At 50.2% G+C, this 16,909-nt stretch carries 20 protein-coding genes and 2 pseudogenes; 17 read left to right on the forward strand and 5 right to left on the reverse strand.

The features are described 5' to 3' along the window. The first annotated feature begins 2 nt into the window (after nucleotides 1–2). The gene (gene glnA, locus GQY55_RS23780; protein WP_160044404.1) at nucleotides 3–1,331 is read left to right on the forward strand and encodes a type I glutamate--ammonia ligase; all 1,329 of its coding nucleotides are present in this window, start codon (nucleotides 3–5) and stop codon (nucleotides 1,329–1,331) included. A 201-nt stretch (nucleotides 1,332–1,532) separates the two neighbouring features. Here the strand turns inward: glnA and GQY55_RS23785 are convergent, their stop codons facing one another. From GQY55_RS23785 to GQY55_RS23800, 4 genes and pseudogenes are all read right to left on the reverse strand, one after another. After that, nucleotides 1,533–1,709: a hypothetical protein gene (locus tag GQY55_RS23785; RefSeq protein ID WP_160044405.1), complete on the reverse strand. Its 177-nt coding sequence runs from the start codon at nucleotides 1,707–1,709 to the stop codon at nucleotides 1,533–1,535. Nucleotides 1,710–2,035: 326 nt separating this feature from the next. Next, nucleotides 2,036–2,554 carry a hypothetical protein gene (locus GQY55_RS23790; protein ID WP_160044406.1) on the reverse strand — a complete coding sequence of 173 codons (519 nt, stop codon included), beginning with the start codon at nucleotides 2,552–2,554 and terminating at the stop codon, nucleotides 2,036–2,038. Nucleotides 2,555–3,017: 463 nt separating this feature from the next. Then, nucleotides 3,018–3,074 (reverse strand): annotated as a pseudogene (locus GQY55_RS32155) (BBE domain-containing protein); the annotation flags it as partial. Between the two features lie 3 nt (nucleotides 3,075–3,077). Next, nucleotides 3,078–3,746 (reverse strand): annotated as a pseudogene (locus GQY55_RS23800) (FAD-binding oxidoreductase); the annotation flags it as partial. Nucleotides 3,747–4,028: 282 nt separating this feature from the next. Here GQY55_RS23800 and GQY55_RS23805 point away from each other — a divergent pair. The 5 genes from GQY55_RS23805 to GQY55_RS31600 all read left to right on the forward strand — a co-directional run bounded on the left by GQY55_RS23805 (nucleotide 4,029) and on the right by GQY55_RS31600 (nucleotide 5,860). Beyond that, nucleotides 4,029–4,241, forward strand: coding sequence for a hypothetical protein (locus GQY55_RS23805; RefSeq protein ID WP_160044407.1), 213 nt, complete (start codon nucleotides 4,029–4,031; stop codon nucleotides 4,239–4,241). Then, on the forward strand, nucleotides 4,231–4,455 hold the full coding sequence (locus GQY55_RS23810) for a hypothetical protein (RefSeq protein WP_160044408.1): 225 nt from the start codon (nucleotides 4,231–4,233) through the stop codon (nucleotides 4,453–4,455). Before GQY55_RS23805 ends, GQY55_RS23810 begins: the two co-directional genes overlap by 11 nt. A gap of 112 nt (nucleotides 4,456–4,567) precedes the next feature. Continuing rightward, nucleotides 4,568–5,179, forward strand: a complete 612-nt coding sequence (locus GQY55_RS23815; RefSeq protein WP_236575824.1) for an IseA DL-endopeptidase inhibitor family protein — start codon at nucleotides 4,568–4,570, stop codon at nucleotides 5,177–5,179. Between the two features lie 195 nt (nucleotides 5,180–5,374). Next, nucleotides 5,375–5,710, forward strand: a complete 336-nt coding sequence (locus GQY55_RS23820) for a VOC family protein (RefSeq protein ID WP_236575825.1) — start codon at nucleotides 5,375–5,377, stop codon at nucleotides 5,708–5,710. Nucleotides 5,711–5,722: 12 nt separating this feature from the next. After that, the gene (locus tag GQY55_RS31600; RefSeq protein WP_236575826.1) at nucleotides 5,723–5,860 is read left to right on the forward strand and encodes a hypothetical protein; all 138 of its coding nucleotides are present in this window, start codon (nucleotides 5,723–5,725) and stop codon (nucleotides 5,858–5,860) included. Nucleotides 5,861–5,916: 56 nt separating this feature from the next. On the opposite strand, the gene GQY55_RS23825 is transcribed toward GQY55_RS31600, so the two are convergent. Beyond that, entirely contained in the window at nucleotides 5,917–6,228 is a 312-nt protein-coding gene (locus GQY55_RS23825) for a hypothetical protein (RefSeq protein ID WP_160044410.1), read from the reverse strand. Between the two features lie 149 nt (nucleotides 6,229–6,377). Here GQY55_RS23825 and GQY55_RS23830 point away from each other — a divergent pair, with 149 nt between their 5' ends. From GQY55_RS23830 to GQY55_RS23875, 11 genes are all read left to right on the forward strand, one after another. Then, nucleotides 6,378–6,497 (forward strand): dihydroorotate dehydrogenase, encoded by a 120-nt coding sequence (locus tag GQY55_RS23830; protein WP_160044411.1) that lies wholly within the window; start codon nucleotides 6,378–6,380, stop codon nucleotides 6,495–6,497. Between the two features lie 576 nt (nucleotides 6,498–7,073). Beyond that, nucleotides 7,074–8,447 carry a Na+/H+ antiporter NhaC gene (gene nhaC / locus GQY55_RS23835; RefSeq protein WP_160044412.1) on the forward strand — a complete coding sequence of 458 codons (1,374 nt, stop codon included), beginning with the start codon at nucleotides 7,074–7,076 and terminating at the stop codon, nucleotides 8,445–8,447. A 128-nt stretch (nucleotides 8,448–8,575) separates the two neighbouring features. Continuing rightward, nucleotides 8,576–8,746: a hypothetical protein gene (locus GQY55_RS31090; RefSeq protein WP_201452218.1), complete on the forward strand. Its 171-nt coding sequence runs from the start codon at nucleotides 8,576–8,578 to the stop codon at nucleotides 8,744–8,746. 3 nt (nucleotides 8,747–8,749) lie between these two features. Further along, the gene (locus tag GQY55_RS23840) at nucleotides 8,750–8,917 is read left to right on the forward strand and encodes a hypothetical protein (RefSeq protein WP_160044413.1); all 168 of its coding nucleotides are present in this window, start codon (nucleotides 8,750–8,752) and stop codon (nucleotides 8,915–8,917) included. A gap of 39 nt (nucleotides 8,918–8,956) precedes the next feature. Further along, a complete protein-coding gene (locus tag GQY55_RS23845) occupies nucleotides 8,957–9,133 on the forward strand; it encodes a hypothetical protein (RefSeq protein WP_160044414.1) in 177 nt (58 codons plus the stop codon). A 179-nt stretch (nucleotides 9,134–9,312) separates the two neighbouring features. Further along, entirely contained in the window at nucleotides 9,313–10,659 is a 1,347-nt protein-coding gene (locus GQY55_RS23850) for an extracellular solute-binding protein (protein ID WP_160044415.1), read from the forward strand. Nucleotides 10,660–10,753: 94 nt separating this feature from the next. Further along, complete coding sequence (locus tag GQY55_RS23855) at nucleotides 10,754–11,644, forward strand: carbohydrate ABC transporter permease (protein WP_160044416.1); 891 nt, start codon at nucleotides 10,754–10,756, stop codon at nucleotides 11,642–11,644. A gap of 15 nt (nucleotides 11,645–11,659) precedes the next feature. Then, on the forward strand, nucleotides 11,660–12,538 hold the full coding sequence (locus GQY55_RS23860) for a carbohydrate ABC transporter permease (RefSeq protein ID WP_160044417.1): 879 nt from the start codon (nucleotides 11,660–11,662) through the stop codon (nucleotides 12,536–12,538). A 138-nt stretch (nucleotides 12,539–12,676) separates the two neighbouring features. Further along, nucleotides 12,677–14,419 (forward strand): sensor histidine kinase, encoded by a 1,743-nt coding sequence (locus GQY55_RS23865; RefSeq protein WP_236575827.1) that lies wholly within the window; start codon nucleotides 12,677–12,679, stop codon nucleotides 14,417–14,419. Beyond that, nucleotides 14,416–15,609: a response regulator gene (locus GQY55_RS23870; protein WP_160044418.1), complete on the forward strand. Its 1,194-nt coding sequence runs from the start codon at nucleotides 14,416–14,418 to the stop codon at nucleotides 15,607–15,609. Before GQY55_RS23865 ends, GQY55_RS23870 begins: the two co-directional genes overlap by 4 nt. A 217-nt stretch (nucleotides 15,610–15,826) precedes the next feature. Beyond that, a complete protein-coding gene (locus GQY55_RS23875) occupies nucleotides 15,827–16,867 on the forward strand; it encodes a serine hydrolase domain-containing protein (protein WP_160044419.1) in 1,041 nt (346 codons plus the stop codon). Nucleotides 16,868–16,909 lie beyond the last annotated feature (42 nt).

A 16,909-nucleotide genomic window follows, 5' to 3' on the forward strand; every position in this document is an offset into this window, starting at 1 on the left:
CTGTGAGCTACACAAAAGAAGATATTCTTCGCATTGCAGAGGAAGAAAATGTCCGTTTTATCCGTCTTCAATTTACCGACTTGCTCGGCACGATCAAAAACGTTGAAATTCCCGTGAGCCAATTGAAAAAAGCTCTCGACAATAAAATGATGTTCGACGGATCCTCCATCGAAGGTTATGTTCGCATCGAGGAATCCGATATGTACCTGTATCCGGACCTGGATACATGGGTTATTTTCCCTTGGGTCACCGAGGACCGCGTCGCACGTTTGATCTGTGACGTTTACATGCCGGACGGCACGCCGTTTGCGGGTGATCCGCGCGGTATTTTGAAACGCAACTTGAAAGAAGCCGAAAAAATGGGTTATACTTCCATGAACGTGGGTCCTGAACCTGAATTTTTCCTGTTCAAAACCGACGACAAAGGCAACCCTACGATGGAACTGAACGACCAAGGCGGATACTTCGACCTGGCTCCGACGGACCTTGGCGAAAACTGCCGCCGCGAAATCGTGCTGACGCTGGAAGAAATGGGCTTTGAAATCGAAGCTTCCCATCACGAAGTGGCGCCGGGCCAACACGAAATCGACTTTAAATATGAAAATGCCGTTAAAGCGGCGGACCAGATCCAAACGTTTAAGCTGGTCGTTAAAACCATCGCCCGCCAGCATGGCCTTCATGCGACCTTTATGCCCAAACCGCTGTTCGGCGTGAACGGTTCCGGCATGCACTGCCACCAATCGTTGTTCAAAGGCAACGTCAATGCATTTTATGACGAGTCAGACGAGCTTGGCCTGAGCAAAGAAGCACGCCATTACATGGCGGGGATCCTTAAGCATGCGCGCGCGTTTGCCGCGATTACGAACCCGACCGTGAACTCTTACAAACGTCTCGTTCCAGGTTACGAAGCTCCTTGCTACGTCGCATGGTCCGGCAGCAACCGCAGCCCGATGATCCGCATCCCGGCTTCCCGCGGCCTTAGCACCCGCGTCGAAGTCCGCAACCCGGATCCGGCGGCGAACCCTTACTTGGCGCTTGCCGTGATGCTCCGTGCAGGCCTGAACGGAATCAGCAAAGAGATGCCGCTTCCGGCGCCGATCGACCGCAACATCTATGTGATGTCCGAAGAAGAACGCATCGAAGAAGGCATCCCAAGCTTGCCGGCTGACCTGAAAGAAGCGCTGAACGAGCTCGTTCGCGACGAAGTCATCGTCGAAGCGCTTGGCGAGCATGCCATGGCCCATTTCTACGAACTGAAAGAAATCGAATGGGATATGTACCGCACGCAAGTTCATCAATGGGAACGCGATCAATATATGACGCTTTACTAATACGAAAACCCCTTGCACCGTATGGTGCGAGGGGTTTTTAATTTTGTGGAAAGCGGAGAGGGGTGTAGGCGTGTAGAGATGCAAAGTTACATGAACTAGTTCAACCGTTCAGGAATGGAATTGAAATTAAAGAGTCACTGGTTAGAAAAAGACATTTGTGATTATTTAATTGAAAAGGAAGGGAAAAATCTTACTCCCCGCCTAGCTATGTTCCGACTTTTTCGTTAAATAAAGATCTGCTGCTATAACGACTAATAATACAGGGAGACAAATAAACCAAGGTGTAGACATGGAAAGAATCGCGCTTCCTATAAATGCTGCAATGTATGTTACTTTTCTTTTTGAAGTTAGAAGCGATTTCACGCTCTTTTCGTTCATGAAGTATCCTCCTTTAGTTTTGTCGGGATAATATGTATTTAATAATTACCATTATATATTTATTTAGGTGAACAGTTATTTGATAGATTGAGCCGCCTTTTTGAGGGCTTATTTGTATCTGGAAAGGGATGGGCGGGCAGGGGTGTAGGTGTAAAGTTAAAGATAAAGACAAAGAAAAAGCAGCCTAATAGTACGGCCTCCCACGGGCATGATGGATGGGATGATACACAAATAAAAGTATACGAACGCTGTATGCAGACCAATTCGCTGTGATTATTGATGTAATTGGTATGTGGCGTAAATTCGGCTTTTTTCTGTCCGTATAATTAAAAATCAGTAGTAGATGAAGCGAGTTTTCCCCAATGCTCCCCATTTACTGAATGTGCTCCACCAATGTACTGTATAAGATAGCTTCCTGTACGCAGTCCTTGAGGAGCTCCTTCAAGCCAGCTGAAGTAATCTTTGGAGCTGGTAGGACTAATGGTTTTATCGTAGTATACATATCCAGAGTCTATATGCGTCACGGTAACTCTTACTGAAGCGCTAGAGTAATTAGCCAAATGAAGCTTGAGATAACCATTTCCAGGGTTAACGGAAAAATAAGAGTTTGCAGATGACCCCGACCCATTAATCATTTTGGCACTCCATGCCTTGTCGATGACATCAGGGGTTACAATGCCATCATCACTAACATGAGTATTATTTTCTGAATCCACGGGATGAAATCCGACTATAGATTCCGAAGCATTCGCATCTTGTTGTCTACCTGGAGAAGCGGCCCAAGCAGTTACCGCCGTTGTTGCCAGAACCAAGGATAAAACTAATATTGCCTTTTTCTTTTTCATAATTCTCTTTTCCTCCAACTTGCCCGTTATCATGTAAGTTTTGTTCATAGCTCCATATCTAATATACTTTGTTGAATAAAACTCCACTTATATAATAGAATTGGTTAAAAATTGTAAAATGGTTTAATACGATTCATTAGTGCACCGGCAATGTTTTCCAAAGTTAAATCCCATTTACTCAATAAACGCTTAATTTACTTCGAAGGTAATGCGTTTTTTTATGTTAATAGGTAAGGAATTTTTGAATGAAAAGTTAAAGGTCACTGTTCCTTACATGAAATTAAATTTGAGATATGAATAATGGCTAAATTTATGAAGCAGTAAAATCATACATTCTTGGTCAAGTCCAGGCCAACCAAAAAGAACAAGCCACTCGGCTTGTTCTTTTTGGATTGTGATCGTTAGTTTTTTTTGCAACTAATTTTTTGAATCTAATTATATAGCTCCGATGTCAGCTCTTCTTTCATAAAGCTGGCGGAATGCTTTGCGGATTGTTAAATACGTTATTCGGATCGTATTTCCTCTATACTCTTTTCGATCTGGCATAGTTCTTTCTATAATAGACCGGGCCCGAATTTTTGATACCTTGGTCTGGAACGTTAATATCGGAGCCGACAATATATGGCTGCAGCTTCTTTCTCGTGTTCCGAACTAGGGCGATATTTCTCGCGGCATGGGATGGCTTCACCCATGAGCTGTTCCATTCGACGTAGAATTTAGCTTTTCGCCAGAAGAATGCGGTGGCTCGAGGTGCGATCCGGCTTACGGCGCCGCCCCAGTTAAGGAAGAAAAAGCTGGCTGGAGTGCCTCCCTCTGCTTTTTCCAGAAACTCGCGCATGACTTGAAAAGCTTTGTCAGGGAATGGGTGTCTGCCGAAGCCGCTGGAAAACTGGTTGCTGAACTTCTGGGTAAGCACTGGATCGGGGGCTAACAAAAACTTCGTGGCTTCCCTGTATGGCAGGAACCGGATGATTTTTTGCGTAGGCGTTCCTACGCTAAGAATAGGTTCCAGCTGGCGGAGAGCTTCGCTTTTTGATCCGAGGTACAACCCCAGCATGCTGACATTTCCGCCTTTTTTGGGACCGACGCTTAATTCGCTGCCCCACTTGGTGCTAGCGTTAGGAGCCCATACTTGCCATTTTTTAACGACCTTTTCGAACTGAGCCCATGGCCAAGTAATGTGAAATACGGTTTGCTACATCCTGTGTTTTTCGAGCGAACACAAAAACTTTCGGGAATCTGTCCGTATGCGAATCCCAATTCCTGCGAGCTGCTTCATAACCAGGGTCTCCTCGAAAGATATGGAACGAGATCAATATTACGCGTTACTCATTCGAAAACCCTTGCGCCGAAAGGTTCGAGGGGCCTTTTACTTACACCTTGTAAAAACAGCGGAAGGAATTTTATGCCATTGAATATCGAACGCATGTTTGCATATAATAAGAACAAACGTTCCTGTAAAGGGGTGGTTCTCATGCCTATCAAATGCGTTGGGCAAATCGTTGAAATCGTGTATTTGGATCGCACAGGCAAAATTACGCAGCGGAAAATCGAGGTGAAAGGGATCCGCGATGGCATCGTGAGAGCCATCTGTTTGACGTCCACAGCGCCCCGCACGTTTTGGGCAGAGAACATTTTGGCTTGGAAACCTGTTCCGAAAGGAGAGCGGAGACCGAATGCTTGCTGACATCGAACGAAAGATTCTCCGAATCCTGTACAACTATTCCAGCGGCCGGCGGCGTATGCCGTCGATGCATGAGCTTATGATCAAAACCGGCAAATCCAAGCAGCATATAATGCAATCGCTGATTCAATTGGAAAAACAGTCGTACATTCTTTGGGAGGATCGACGCCATGTGGAATCGATTCGGATTTTGCAAGGGTGGGAGCGGGAGGGCTAAAACGGAGGCGGCAATCGGTCTCTGTTTTGGGCTCTAAAAAAATTGTCGGATTAACCCGGGAAAGTGAAACTTATTCCAACTTTGTTTCGTATAGATGGTGGAGGCGATACATATGAAATTAAATCAGAAAATAGGGTTTACACTGACAACAGCGGTTTTGGCGGTAAGCATGCTGTCGGCAACCGCCGGAGCAGCCGGAGCGGCATCGGGGAATAAACAAGCTCCTCTGCCTGCCAATACGGCGGAAAAAGTCATCGTTACCAATCCGACGATCATCACGAAGCTGAACAGTACGAGCGTTGCGCCATTGGTCGTCGAAGCCGAAAAAAGATATTTTTATGCCATGGGCGGCGGCAAAGGGGGAAGCGAAAGCTTCGAACTGAACGGACGGCAGTACCGTTATCTCTCCGATGACATCGGAACCCGCGCAAAGCTGATGGATTACCTGAAGCAGTCTTATACCGAGCAAGCAGCAGCTTTTTTCGTGGACAAATATTTTATTACCCACGAGGGGCGTCTCGCCCAGCTTGATGCCGACACGGGCAACATTCTCGAGTTCGGCAAGGCTACCGCCAAAATGCTGTCCATGACTCCGACACAACGGGTTTACAAGCTGTGCGTCCCCTATCCGGAACACCGGCAAGGCCCAGAATACATTACCGTGAAGTTTGAGAAGGTCGGCGATTACTGGCGTGTGGCAACAGCGCCGCATGCTATTTTTTAAACGGCCTTATCTTAAATAAAATCGATAAAAAAGATCCTGATGACAGGGTCTTTTTTTTGTGGTTGCGGTAAATATTGGGCTTGTTGGGTCTATGCAAATATTTCAAAACACTGACAGACCGTTGTCAAATATGCCTTATTACAATGAAGTTATGAAAGGTCCAAACAACAATAACGGTTTAAAGGAGAATGAAAGGTGAAAAATAATTCCGCGATGACAAAAATCCCAAAAGGTTATACAACTATTACTCCTTGGATCATCTCACGAAACACGGCCCGGTTGATCGACTTTATGAAAAAGACGTTTGACGGCGAGGAAATCGCCCGGTTGTACAATGAAGACGGTTCGGTTGGACATGCGGAGATTCGGATCGGCGACGCCGTAGTCATGATGTTTGACGCCAAAAAAGAATGGCCCGATACGCCGGCTTTTCTCCGCCTTTACGTTGAGGATGGCGATGCCGCATTCCGGAGGGCGCTTCAGGAGGGAGCGACCACGATGACGGAAATGACCGACATGTTCTTCGGCTAACGGGTTGGACGTGTGCGAGACCCTTTGGGCAACGTTTGGTGGATCCATCAGCGGATCGAAGAACTGGATCCCGATGAATTGTCCGAACGGGCAAGCCGGCCGGAGTATGTTGAAGCGATGAAATACGTTCAAAATTCTTTGAAGCTTTAACCCGCTTATCCATAAGAGGGCGCCCACTTTTTAATCCGCCATTTCCGTTCATTTTCTTAGTCCCTGGATTTCATTTTATACCCGCGCAGCGATTTTAGCGATGCTTTCGAGTTTCCTAAAGACGGGGGCGGCTGAGCTTGCTCCTGAGTGCGGTCCAGCAGTTCCCTGAGGAACTCGTTATTTTGCTCAAGGTATTCCAGCATCAGGCTAAACGCGAAGAACAATACGCCGGAAACCGTGCCGCCGAACCACCAGGAGAACGCTTCAGGCCAATGAATACCGGGATCATCTTTGAACCCGAAAATAAATCCCATGACGATCCCTCCGAGGATCAATACGCATCCGATCCCATTCAGCAATCTGGTCAATTCCCTTCCCTCCGAATCCTTCGAGTGAGCCGTCGAACGGCTTGGTTGATAGACTAATAACGATTTATCCGCAACATTACCGTTTGGCCCTGACCTCCCTACAGCTTTCTCATAAAATAACGTATGCTTCTGAAAAGGAGGGTGAAAACATGAGTGAAGTCGTCGGAGGCGTTGGCGCAGGATACGGCTATGGCGGGTATGGCAGTGTAGGTGCAATTCTGGTGCTCTTTATTTTGCTCGTTATTATCACCAGAGCTTTCATTTACTAAGAGAATCATAATCTTTACAGCTCTTGCCGGCTTGACGCCGTCAGGGGCTTTTCGTGCTGCATTGCGTCTTTTAAGGCATCAGCGGCATGCTGGCGAAAATATGCCATAAGTACAATAAAACTAGCGGGATGCAGCAGAGTAAGCCGATTGCGATAACGATGATCCGATTTTTCCAAGTTTTGCCCATGGCGCTTGCCCCTCCTTCGAAACCATTTACAATCAGGATTTTGCAAAAATTCAAGTAGCGACTATTAATCAGCAATATAAAGAGCGAAACGGTTTCATTCGTCTATTAAATTGTACCCGGGAGCGGTCGGAATCGAATTTTTCAAAATACTTACATAGGTTAAACGCGTGAACCTGCAGATTTGTTGCGGGGCGATTTGGCCGTTTTTGGCGGAAAAATCCTGTCCTGCATGTTGCTAACATTGACGCCTTTATTGTTATGGTATATATTGTTTCCCTGTGCTTCAATGCAAAAAAGCCAAAAAGCTTAAAAGTGAAAAAGGCAATTCTTGATTTCAGTAAGGCCAAAACCATGTTTTCGCTTTAGCAACGTAAAGGAGTATCATCAGCATGAACCGACAGCTAAGCTTTCCGAAAAGCATCTTGATCATCATGTTTATTCTTGCGTTTCTGTTCGTATCGATTTTTCTGTTTAAGGCGGAGCCGCATCTTCCGCTGCTTGCAGCGACGGTGGGGACGGCCGTGCTGCTGCGGTTGTTCGGTTCGCCTTGGAAAAAACTCGAAGCCGCCATTATTCAAGGCATCCAGACGGCCATTATTCCGATTCTCATCTTGTCGCTCATCGGCATACTGATCGCCGTTTGGATGATGAGCGGCACCGTGCCAACGATTTTATATTTCGGCATGGATTACATCAACCCGCATTATTTTGCGGTGAGCGCGCTATATGTTACGATCGTCGTCTCCATGTTTACCGGCAGTTCCTTTACGACCGTAAGCACGGTCGGCGTCGCTTTTATGGGAATTGCCGCCACGACGGGAGTTTCCCCGGCTTTGGCCGCCGGAGCGGTGATTTGCGGGGCGTGTTTCGGCGATAAAATGTCGCCGCTATCCGATACGACGAATTTTGCCCCGGCCGTCGCCGGCATCTCCATTTTTACGCATATCCGCAACATGATGTACACGACGGTTCCGGCATTGATCGTAACGACGGCTTTTTTTCTGTGTGCGCCACATGCCGGTCAGCTCGATTTATCGTCCATCGAACAAATGAAGCTTGCATTAAAAGAAGGCTTTCATATTCATTGGCTAACGCTTATGCCGCCTCTTGCCGTTATTGCCTGTTCCGTCAAACGGATTCCGATTCTTCCGACATTGATCGTCGGCATCGCTGCCGGCCTGCTCGTGACCGCAATCGTTCAGCATGAAACAGCCGTCGACGTCTGGTTCGATGTGATGCAAAGCGGCTATAAAAGCGCCATCGCCAATGAAACGGTCGCTTCCATCGTCAACCGCGGCGGTTTGCAGTCGATGATGTGGTCCGTTTCCCTGATCCTGATCGCGTTATCGCTTGGCGGATTGCTTCAGCATTGCGGCGTGATCGAAGCTTTTTTCCGCAAGGCAATCCAGCCGCTGAAGAAGGGCAGCAGCATCGTCCTGATGACAGGGGCGTCTTCGATCGCGGTAAACGCGATGACGGGCGAGCAATATCTTTCGATCCTTTTACCCGGACAGATGTTCAAGGACGAATACGAGCGCAGAAACCTACCGGCCAAAACGCTGGCCAGAACGCTCGAAGACTGCGGCACGCTCGTGAACCCGCTTGTCCCATGGGGCGTCAGCGGCGCCTTTTTTGCGGCTGCGCTGGGCGTTCCGGTGACCGAATACGTTCCATACGCAACCTTTTTGTGGGTCAGCCCGCTGTTTACGTTTGCTTTGGCGCTCATCCCGATGCTGCAGAAAAACTCGCTGGGTAAGCATTAAAAGGTTCGGCGTAACCCGGCAAATCATCACCGCTTCGCGCACATAAGGTTTGGAGCCTTAGAGCATAGTAAAAGCGATCCCTATAGGGGAGCTTTTCAGAAACAGGCAAAAAGAAGGGAGCATTGCTAATGGAAACGAACAAATATAAAGAAGCCGAAGCGGACCGCTTGAACTTTCACGATAAGACCGACGATGTCGTTCGGCGCGAACCCGCCACGACCAATGTCGACGACGCCGTTGCGGCGATGACCTCGCATATCAATAAATACGACGTACCGGATGAGCTGGAAGAAAAATGACGAATGGAAAAAAGCGCGCACAGGCCGACCTGCTGCGTGCTTTTTTTGGGAACATACCGGCAGCTGATCGAACGACGAACCCCGCATTTTACGGAATCCGACCGATCCCGAGCCGAAGACCCGGGATGTTTCGGATCGCTTTGGATTTACAAATCGATCCATCTTCTGTAATCTAATAGAAATCGATTCTGGGGCGAAAGGAGCGTAATGATGAGCGAGCAGGATGAACGTTACCGGGCGTTGGAAGAGCGTGTGGCCGACTTAGAGCAGCAGCTCTATGAATCGCGAAAGGGTTCCAAAGGTCTGCGCATCGTTTTGTACGTTATTTTTGGCATTTTTTTAGCTTTGATTTTACTGGGAATTTTGCAATTCGTATCGGCATCTTAACGGCAGCGACGCAAGCCGACCATATCATAACCATGCACTGAATCCTCCGTTTCGGGGGATTTTTTGTCGTTTTGGATAGAATCTATAGAATACAAACCTAAAACCTGAATTTCTCACCTCCCGTTGTCCGCCGATTCCCTGCATAATGGGTTCATACCAAACAAAAAGGGGAATAAACGATGGCGAAAATGTCCAAATGGTTCAGCCTGGTAATGGCAGGCACGTTGGCCCTCAGTTTGACGGCATGCGGCGGAAGCAAATCGAGTGACGGCAGCGCTTCTTCGAATGCGGGGTCCGGCGGGGAAAAGACGGAAACGGTCAAGGAAAAAAACGTGACGATTACGTTCCAAAATATTTATCCGGATCCGACCGATCCGAAAAACAAGCTGATGAACAAGCTCGTCAAGCAATACGAAACGGAGCATCCAAACATCAAGATCGAGCTTGATTCCCTCAATACCGACCAGCAAAAGCTGAAGCTGAAAACACAGGCGGCATCGAAGGAGGTTCCGGACATTACCGTCGTGAACCCGGCCGCGCAAATGCAGCCATTCGTGGAAGCGAAGCTGCTGGCGCCGCTTGACGACATGCTGGATCAAAACGGGCTGCGGGGCACGTTCCAGGACGGGCTTCTCGACTGGTACAGCTTTGACGGCCATACCTACGCGGTGCCGGACGGCAACAACATCGGCGTGGTGTATTACAACAAAGAGCTTTTCGAAAAAGGAGGCGTCAACGTGCCGACGACGTTCGAGGACATGCTGGATGTCGTCAAAACGTTAAAACAAAAAGGCATCCAGCCGATGGCCATCGGCGAAAAAGATACGTGGACGGGATCGTTCCTTTTTATGAACATGCTGCTTCGCACCAACAACGGCCCGGGTTTTCTGAAAGACGTATTGGACAAAAAGAAAACGTTTGAAGACCCGGCGTTTAAGGAAGCGGTGGACGCGTTCCAAAACCTGATCCAAGCCGGCGCCTTCCAGGAGGGCGTGACGTCCTTCGACTACAACGCCGGCGAAAACTTGTTCAAAACCGGCAAAGCGGCCATGTATTTTATGGGCACTTGGGCGACGGGCGGCATCGAAACCTCATCCGTGAACGGAAAAGTCGGCGTCTTCAAGTTCCCGACGATCAACGGCAAAGGCAATCCGGACGAGTTTATGTTGGCGCCGGGAAGTGCGTTTGCGATCTCCGCGGACAGTAAGCATCTGGATGAAACGAAGGCGTTCCTGAACTGGTTCATGGTGAATTTCCCGAAAGAGGCGTTTGAAGCCAAAGGCGCAGTAGGGATCGGGCAAAAGGTGGACGGCGACTTCAAAGCCGCCGGATACTCCGATATGGCGATGGAAGTGCTCAACCTGTTTAAAGGGGTGAAAGGCGGGGACCTGGCGTTCGACAACACGATGAATCCGGGTACGGCCCAGGCGCATCTCACCAGCATCCAAAACCTGTTCGTTCAGAAAAAGGACTCGGCCGAAGTTGCGAAGGAACATCAGGCAGCCTTTGAAGCGAACAACAAATAAGATTGACGCTCAAGTGAAGGGAACGCGTGCTTTAGGCGGCATGCCGTTCCCTTCTGCTCCATAAAGACCAGCACCAATAGAGGAGGGGTTCGCCATGAACGTGCTCAAGGTTTCCCGCATCACGATCGCCGCGTTTGTGCTGCCTTGCTTGATCATTTACGTAGGAATCGTGTTTGTTCCGATTCTCGTTTCGATGTACAGCGGACTGCTGGATTGGAACGGCATCGGGGAGTCCAGGTTCATCGGCTTCGAAAATTTCAAAAACCTGTTTTTTCATGATCCGGTCTTTTGGCCGTCCGTACGAAGAACGTTGATGTTCGCCGTTTTTTCGATGGCGGAAATTCCGGTTGCGCTGCTTGTGGCCATTTTGCTGAAACGATACATCCGCAGGCCGAATTTTCTTGTTTCCAGCTATTTTTTGCCTGTCATTTTGTCGGTCGTCGTCGTTGGCCAGTTGTGGAAAACGATCTACAACCCCGCGTCGATGGGCGGCATGCTGAATCAGGTGCTCCAGGCGGTCGGTCTCGGATCATGGGCCCATGAATGGCTTACCGATCCTTCGGTCGCGATGTTTTCGCTGTATTTCGTGGCGCTGTGGCAATACCTCGGTTACCATACGCTGATTCAATATACGGGGATTCTTAACGTTCCCGAAGAGATTTACGAGGCTGCGCGCATCGATGGCGCCGAAGGTTTTGCCGCCGACCGTTACATCACGTTCCCGAACATCATCCCGATTTTCAAAATATCGATCGTGCTGGCGTTTATCGGCTCGCTGCAGGCGTTCGACATGGTGATGGTCATGACGGGGGGCGGACCCGCGCATGCGACCGACGTCATCTCGACCCATATGTACAACATGTCCTTTTTGTCCATGAAATACGGCTACGGCAGCTCGATCGCGGCGTTTTTGGTCGTCCTGTGCCTTGCCGCCACGTTCCTGATCAACCTCATATTCAACAAACTGGAGAAACGGTTTTCGTAAAGGGGGAAAAACGCCATGGATTCCAGCTCTGTCGTAACGTTGAACAAGCCGGCGGCCGCCGCCCGCCGCGGACGGTTTTCCATTCAGAAGACGATCGTCATCCTGCTTTTGTCCATCCTCGTGGTGACGCAGGTATACCCGCTGCTTTGGCTTGTGCTGTATTCGCTGAAAACAAACGAGGAGATTTTGTCGGGGAGCTTCTTTGCCCTGCCGCATGCGCCGCAGTGGAGCAATTACAGCGCGGCGCTTGAAGGGAATTATTTTCGGTATTTGCTGAACAGCTTGTTCGTCACGTCGGTGACGATGATCACGGTCATTTTGCTGAGCTCGCTGTGCGCGTATGCGATCAGCCGGTTCCGGTGGCGCGGCGGGCAGGCCGTGATGCTGCTGTTCCTGATCGGGATGATGATTCCGATGCAGGCGACGCTGCTGCCGCTGATGATCATTTTCAAGAACATTCACGTGCTGAACACGCATTTGTCGCTTATATTGCCTTACGTCGCTTTTTCGATGCCGATCGCGGTGTTTATTTTAAGCGGGTTCATGAAAACCATTCCGCACGAGATCGAAGAATCGGCCGTCATCGACGGCGCCAGCATCATCCGCATTTTCCGCAGCATCATTTTGCCGGTGTCCGTGCCGCCCGTGATGACGGTGTGCATTTTGACTTTCATCAACATTTGGAACGAATACATTTTGGCGGCCACGTTCATTTCATCGGAAAAGCTAAAAACGCTGCCGTTTGGCGTCAACAGCTTCGTCAGCCAATATTCCGTCAACTATGGCGCGATCGGAGCTTTTCTCGTGCTTGGCGCGCTTCCGGTCATCATCATTTACTTCCTCCTTGCCGACAAAATTACGCAGGGGATGGTGGCAGGCGCGGTCAAAGGTTAGTCTGTAAAAAACGTACGGAACAAGCGGAGCGTATGCTAAAATGGTCACGAAATGTCGAATGCTTGAAAGGGGGACGTTACGTCCGTGAGACGCTTCCGATCCATACGCAGCCGCTTGTTCCTGCTTTTTATGGGATGCATGACGGGTATTTTGATTTTGATGAGCTTCCTCTATTACAATCGGACGTTATCGATCATCCACACGAAGGTGAGCGACATCGCCGAAAAAAACATTTCCCAGACCGCGGGTCTTTTTAACCTGATGCTGCAAGGCTACAACAGCTTGTCCAAGTCGCTGAACAGCAATTACGAGCTTACCCGCCTGCTCCAGGAGAAGTCGTCCAATCCGGCGGTTTCGATTATCAATGAACGGACCATTACAAATATTATCGGAGCAGCCTATTATTCGCGGGACGACGTGCTGGGCATCCACATTTTATCGAAGGACGGCAAGGTGTACAGCTACGAAAGGCAGTTCGCCGGCGTCATCGACAACAATTACGCGCAGACCGAATGGTACAAAAAGCTGGGGGAATCTTCCGGCAACATGGTCTGGCTCGGACTTTACCCGGGTTCGCCGATCAACACGATGCAGCCCCAGAAGCGGGTGTTCGTGTTCGGGCGCAAGCTGTACGATCTGGATAACCACAAAGAGATCGGGATGTTGATGATCGAAACGAACCCGTCGCCAATCATGGAAGCGCTATCGAACGTAAGCATCAGTCCCGGAACTCAGGTTTACATTGTGGACGATGACGGCAAAATCATCGCTTCCTCCGAGCAAAAGGGAACGAAACGCCCGGAGCTGGAAAAGCTGCCGAAACCTTCGGAGGACGAAAAAATCGTGGCGGACGGCACCTCGAAAGAATTGATCGTCGCGGCGAACGCGTCGCTGGCCGGATGGACCATCTACGGCTTGACACCCAAAAAAGACATCCAGGCGGAGGTTTACCGGACAACGAAATTTCTCATCGTCGTCGTGCTTGTGCTCATTATTTTGTCCACGGTGCTGGCTTCGATCGTGTCGCGGAACATTGCGTCCCCGCTGAAGCTTTTGATCCGGGAGATGAAAAAGGTGGAGATGGGGAACTTCAGCGGATCCGTGAACGTCGATTCCTTCGAGGAAATCAACAGCCTGGTCTCCTCGTTTAACCGGATGGTGCACCGCATGGACGAGCTGATCGAAACGATCAAAGCGTCGACGGTCAGCGAAAAAAACGCGCAGCTGCAAGCGCTGCAGGCGCAGGTCAATCCTCATTTTCTCTACAACACGCTGGACATGATCTATTGGATGCTGGACGAGCAGGAAAATGAACGGCTAAGCAGGGTTGTCCTGGCGCTCTCGCAAATGTTCCGGTACAGCAGCAACTGGGAGGAAGCGGCCCGAACGACGCTTGGGCGCGAGCTGGAGCAAATCCGCCATTATTTGACCATCATCGAAACGAGGCTTGGCGGAAGGCTGCAAACGGAGATTGCCGCGGATGAAAAGTGGATGAACGCCCCTCTTCCCAAAATGACGATCCAGCCCATCATCGAAAATGCGGTCAAATACGGCCTGGAGCCGAAGGAAGGCGTCGGCCTGCTGAAAGTGAGTACGGAGGTCCGGGAAAAAAAGCTGCTGATCAAAATCGAAGACAACGGGATGGGCATGGACGGCGAAACGCTGAAAAGGGTGAGGGAGACGATGGCAGCGAAACATCAGCGGGATGCGGGCGCCAAAGATGTGGGGCCAAGGCGCGGCATCGGGCTTCGAAACGTTCATGACCGCCTTGTCATGATGTTCGGCGAAACTTACGGGCTGCGCGTCGAGAGCGAGTTGATGCACGGCACGACGGTGGTCGTCGCCATTCCGATTCCGGCAGAAGGGGAGGGTGAAGGATGAACATATTGGTCGTGGACGACGAAAGCGTAATCCGGGAAGGCATCAAACGCACGATCCGCAGGGCGTTTCCGGAGCACGGCGTGCAATTGGCGGAAGGACCGGACGAAGCGGCGCGGATACTCCGCGGCGGTCAAATCGACGTCGTGTTGACGGACATCTTGATGCCGGGCATGACCGGGCTGGAGCTGATGCAGCTGTCGAGAAGCAGTTATCCGCACGTGAAATGGGTCATTATCTCCGCCTATTCCGAATTCGCTTATGCCAAAGAAGCGGTAAGGCTCGGGGCTAAAGATTATATGCTGAAACCGATCGGAAAGGATACGCTTATTTCCATGATCGCGCAGCTCGGGGAGGAGGTGGAGCGGGACGCCGAACAGGAGCAGGAGGCGAAAATGCTTCACAGCAGCCTGAAGTTTTTGCGGGAGGCGGTTTTTCAGCGTTGGGCGGCGGGGCTGGACATCGGGAATATGGATATCGCCCCGTTTGTGGAAAAGCATTCCCGGTTCCATCTGGTCCTCGTGAAAATGGAAAGCGACGAAGCCGTTCATCTCGAGCATTTTATCGTCGAAAACGTGATGACCGAGCTTATCGAACGATACGGGGAAGGTTTTGTTGCAAGTCTGGACGGGAAAAGCCTGCTGGGACTCGTCACCGCGGAATCGCAGGACGGGGCGAGGCGATTGAACGATGAGCTGCGGCAGCATCTGAAGCAATACGTGAAGGTTCCGTTCCAAATTCAGCTGTCCGAAGAAATGAACGATTTCAACGGCATTCCGGCGATGATCCGGCGCATGGGACGGAACTCCGGCGCGCTTGAATTCGAATATTACGCACCGGGAGGCAACCGGGCCGTCGAAGTAGCCGTTCAATACATACGGGCCCATTACAATACGGACGTCACGCTGGAAAAGGTCGCTTCCATCGTCTTTTTGAATCCGGCGTATTTAAGCCAGGTTTTTAAGCAAAAAACGGGGAGCGGGTTCAAGGAATACGTCACCGCGCTGCGCATGGAAAAGGCGGCGGAGCTGTTGGCGCATACGCAGCTTAAGCTGGCGGACATCGCCGAAAAAATCGGTTACCAGGACGTAAAGCATTTCACCCAGGTTTTCCGCAAGCGAATGAACATGACTCCGACGGAATATCGCCAGCAATTTGGGAGGGAAGCCGGATTGAATCGGATTTGCCCGTAATGATTGACCGTAATATGCTGAAGTTTGATCTTATAGTCGATGCCTTGCCGTTCAAGCGGCAGGGCTTTTCGCTGTGTGCTTATGCCAGTTGGGAAATCCGCTTCAGTGCGGATTTGTCAGCTTAAGAAGACTGCTTATTGCCAAATGGGAACAGATGTTCTATAATTGAATTATTATGATGCAAAGCGTTTGGGGCACACAAGGGGGAATCGTCATCATGGATAGATGGAACGTCGGGGAGCGCATGCGGAAGGATCGGATCCCTGGATTAAGCATCGCTTTCATTGAAGATGGCCGAATCGTTTCTCGCGAATGTAGGGGAGAACGGACTGCCGGGAGCGGAGAACCTGTCGGCGAGAGTACGATGTTTAATGCCTGTTCCATCAGCAAATTTGCGGCGGGCATGTTAGCCCTTCTTTTGGTAGAGGAACGCGTCCTACATTTGGACCAAGCGGTGAACCAACAGCTTCTGTCATGGCGGGTACCCGATCATCCCGAGTTTGATTCCGGCGATGTTACGCTCCGCAGGCTGCTCGGCCATCAAGGCGGATTTGCCGATCCTGACGGAAGTTTCGGTACATACGGCAAAACGCTAGGGACTCCATCCATGGCGGAATTGTTGAAAGGTTTGACGCCCTATCGGCAGCAGCCCGCTGCGTTGGCAGCAAAGCCAGGAAGCCGGTTCATATACTCGGATACGGGGTTTTGCATCCTTCAGCTGCTGATCGAAGAGGCGACAGGGGAAGCCTGGGATAAACTCATGCGCACCAAAATATTCGAGCCGCTGCAGATGGCAAACAGCCGTTTCGTAACGAACGCGTCCGAAATTCGGAACGGATCGGCGGCAGGGCATAACAAACGCGGAATCCGGCTGGAAGGTTACCCCATCTATCCTTTTGCCGCGGCTGCCGGTTTGTGGTCAACGCCGACGGACCTGGCTTTGTTGATGGACGAGCTTATGTTTTCGCTGCAGGGGAAAGGAAAACTGGGCATTTCCGCGGAGACGGCTCGAGAAATGATCAAGCCGCAAGGCGGCTTTAAATGGGCTGGACTTGGCGTATTTATGGAAGATTCGAACGGAGAATTGGAGCTAAGCTCTCTGGGATGGGGAGAAGGTTTTCAATGCATGATGACCGCTTATCCCGGGAAAGGCAGGGGAGCGGTGCTGATGATGAACGCGGATCCGGGAGTGCATCAAACGGACAGCTTGCTCGGATATATCGCAAACATGTGGCAGCAGGAGAATTCCGGCGCATAAAATACAAGCCCTTGTTCTCCTGAAAAAGAACAAGGGCTTGTC

The organism is Paenibacillus sp. USDA918EY (assembly GCF_009870825.1).
GTDB lineage: Bacteria > Bacillota > Bacilli > Paenibacillales > Paenibacillaceae > Paenibacillus_AQ > Paenibacillus_AQ albilobatus.

Coding starts and splice junctions, on each gene's coding strand:
- GQY55_RS23785 (WP_160044405.1), bottom strand. CDS start 1,709: ATGAACGAAAAGAGCGTGAAATCGCTTCTAACTTCAAAAAGAAAAGTA.
- GQY55_RS23790 (WP_160044406.1), bottom strand. CDS start 2,554: ATGAAAAAGAAAAAGGCAATATTAGTTTTATCCTTGGTTCTGGCAACA.
- GQY55_RS23805 (WP_160044407.1), top strand. CDS start 4,029: ATGCCTATCAAATGCGTTGGGCAAATCGTTGAAATCGTGTATTTGGAT.
- GQY55_RS23810 (WP_160044408.1), top strand. CDS start 4,231: ATGCTTGCTGACATCGAACGAAAGATTCTCCGAATCCTGTACAACTAT.
- GQY55_RS23815 (WP_236575824.1), top strand. CDS start 4,568: ATGAAATTAAATCAGAAAATAGGGTTTACACTGACAACAGCGGTTTTG.
- GQY55_RS23830 (WP_160044411.1), top strand. CDS start 6,378: ATGAGTGAAGTCGTCGGAGGCGTTGGCGCAGGATACGGCTATGGCGGG.
- nhaC (WP_160044412.1), top strand. CDS start 7,074: ATGAACCGACAGCTAAGCTTTCCGAAAAGCATCTTGATCATCATGTTT.
- GQY55_RS31090 (WP_201452218.1), top strand. CDS start 8,576: ATGGAAACGAACAAATATAAAGAAGCCGAAGCGGACCGCTTGAACTTT.
- GQY55_RS23840 (WP_160044413.1), top strand. CDS start 8,750: ATGGAAAAAAGCGCGCACAGGCCGACCTGCTGCGTGCTTTTTTTGGGA.
- GQY55_RS23845 (WP_160044414.1), top strand. CDS start 8,957: ATGAGCGAGCAGGATGAACGTTACCGGGCGTTGGAAGAGCGTGTGGCC.
- GQY55_RS23850 (WP_160044415.1), top strand. CDS start 9,313: ATGGCGAAAATGTCCAAATGGTTCAGCCTGGTAATGGCAGGCACGTTG.
- GQY55_RS23855 (WP_160044416.1), top strand. CDS start 10,754: ATGAACGTGCTCAAGGTTTCCCGCATCACGATCGCCGCGTTTGTGCTG.
- GQY55_RS23860 (WP_160044417.1), top strand. CDS start 11,660: ATGGATTCCAGCTCTGTCGTAACGTTGAACAAGCCGGCGGCCGCCGCC.
- GQY55_RS23865 (WP_236575827.1), top strand. CDS start 12,677: ATGACGGGTATTTTGATTTTGATGAGCTTCCTCTATTACAATCGGACG.
- GQY55_RS23870 (WP_160044418.1), top strand. CDS start 14,416: ATGAACATATTGGTCGTGGACGACGAAAGCGTAATCCGGGAAGGCATC.
- GQY55_RS23875 (WP_160044419.1), top strand. CDS start 15,827: ATGGATAGATGGAACGTCGGGGAGCGCATGCGGAAGGATCGGATCCCT.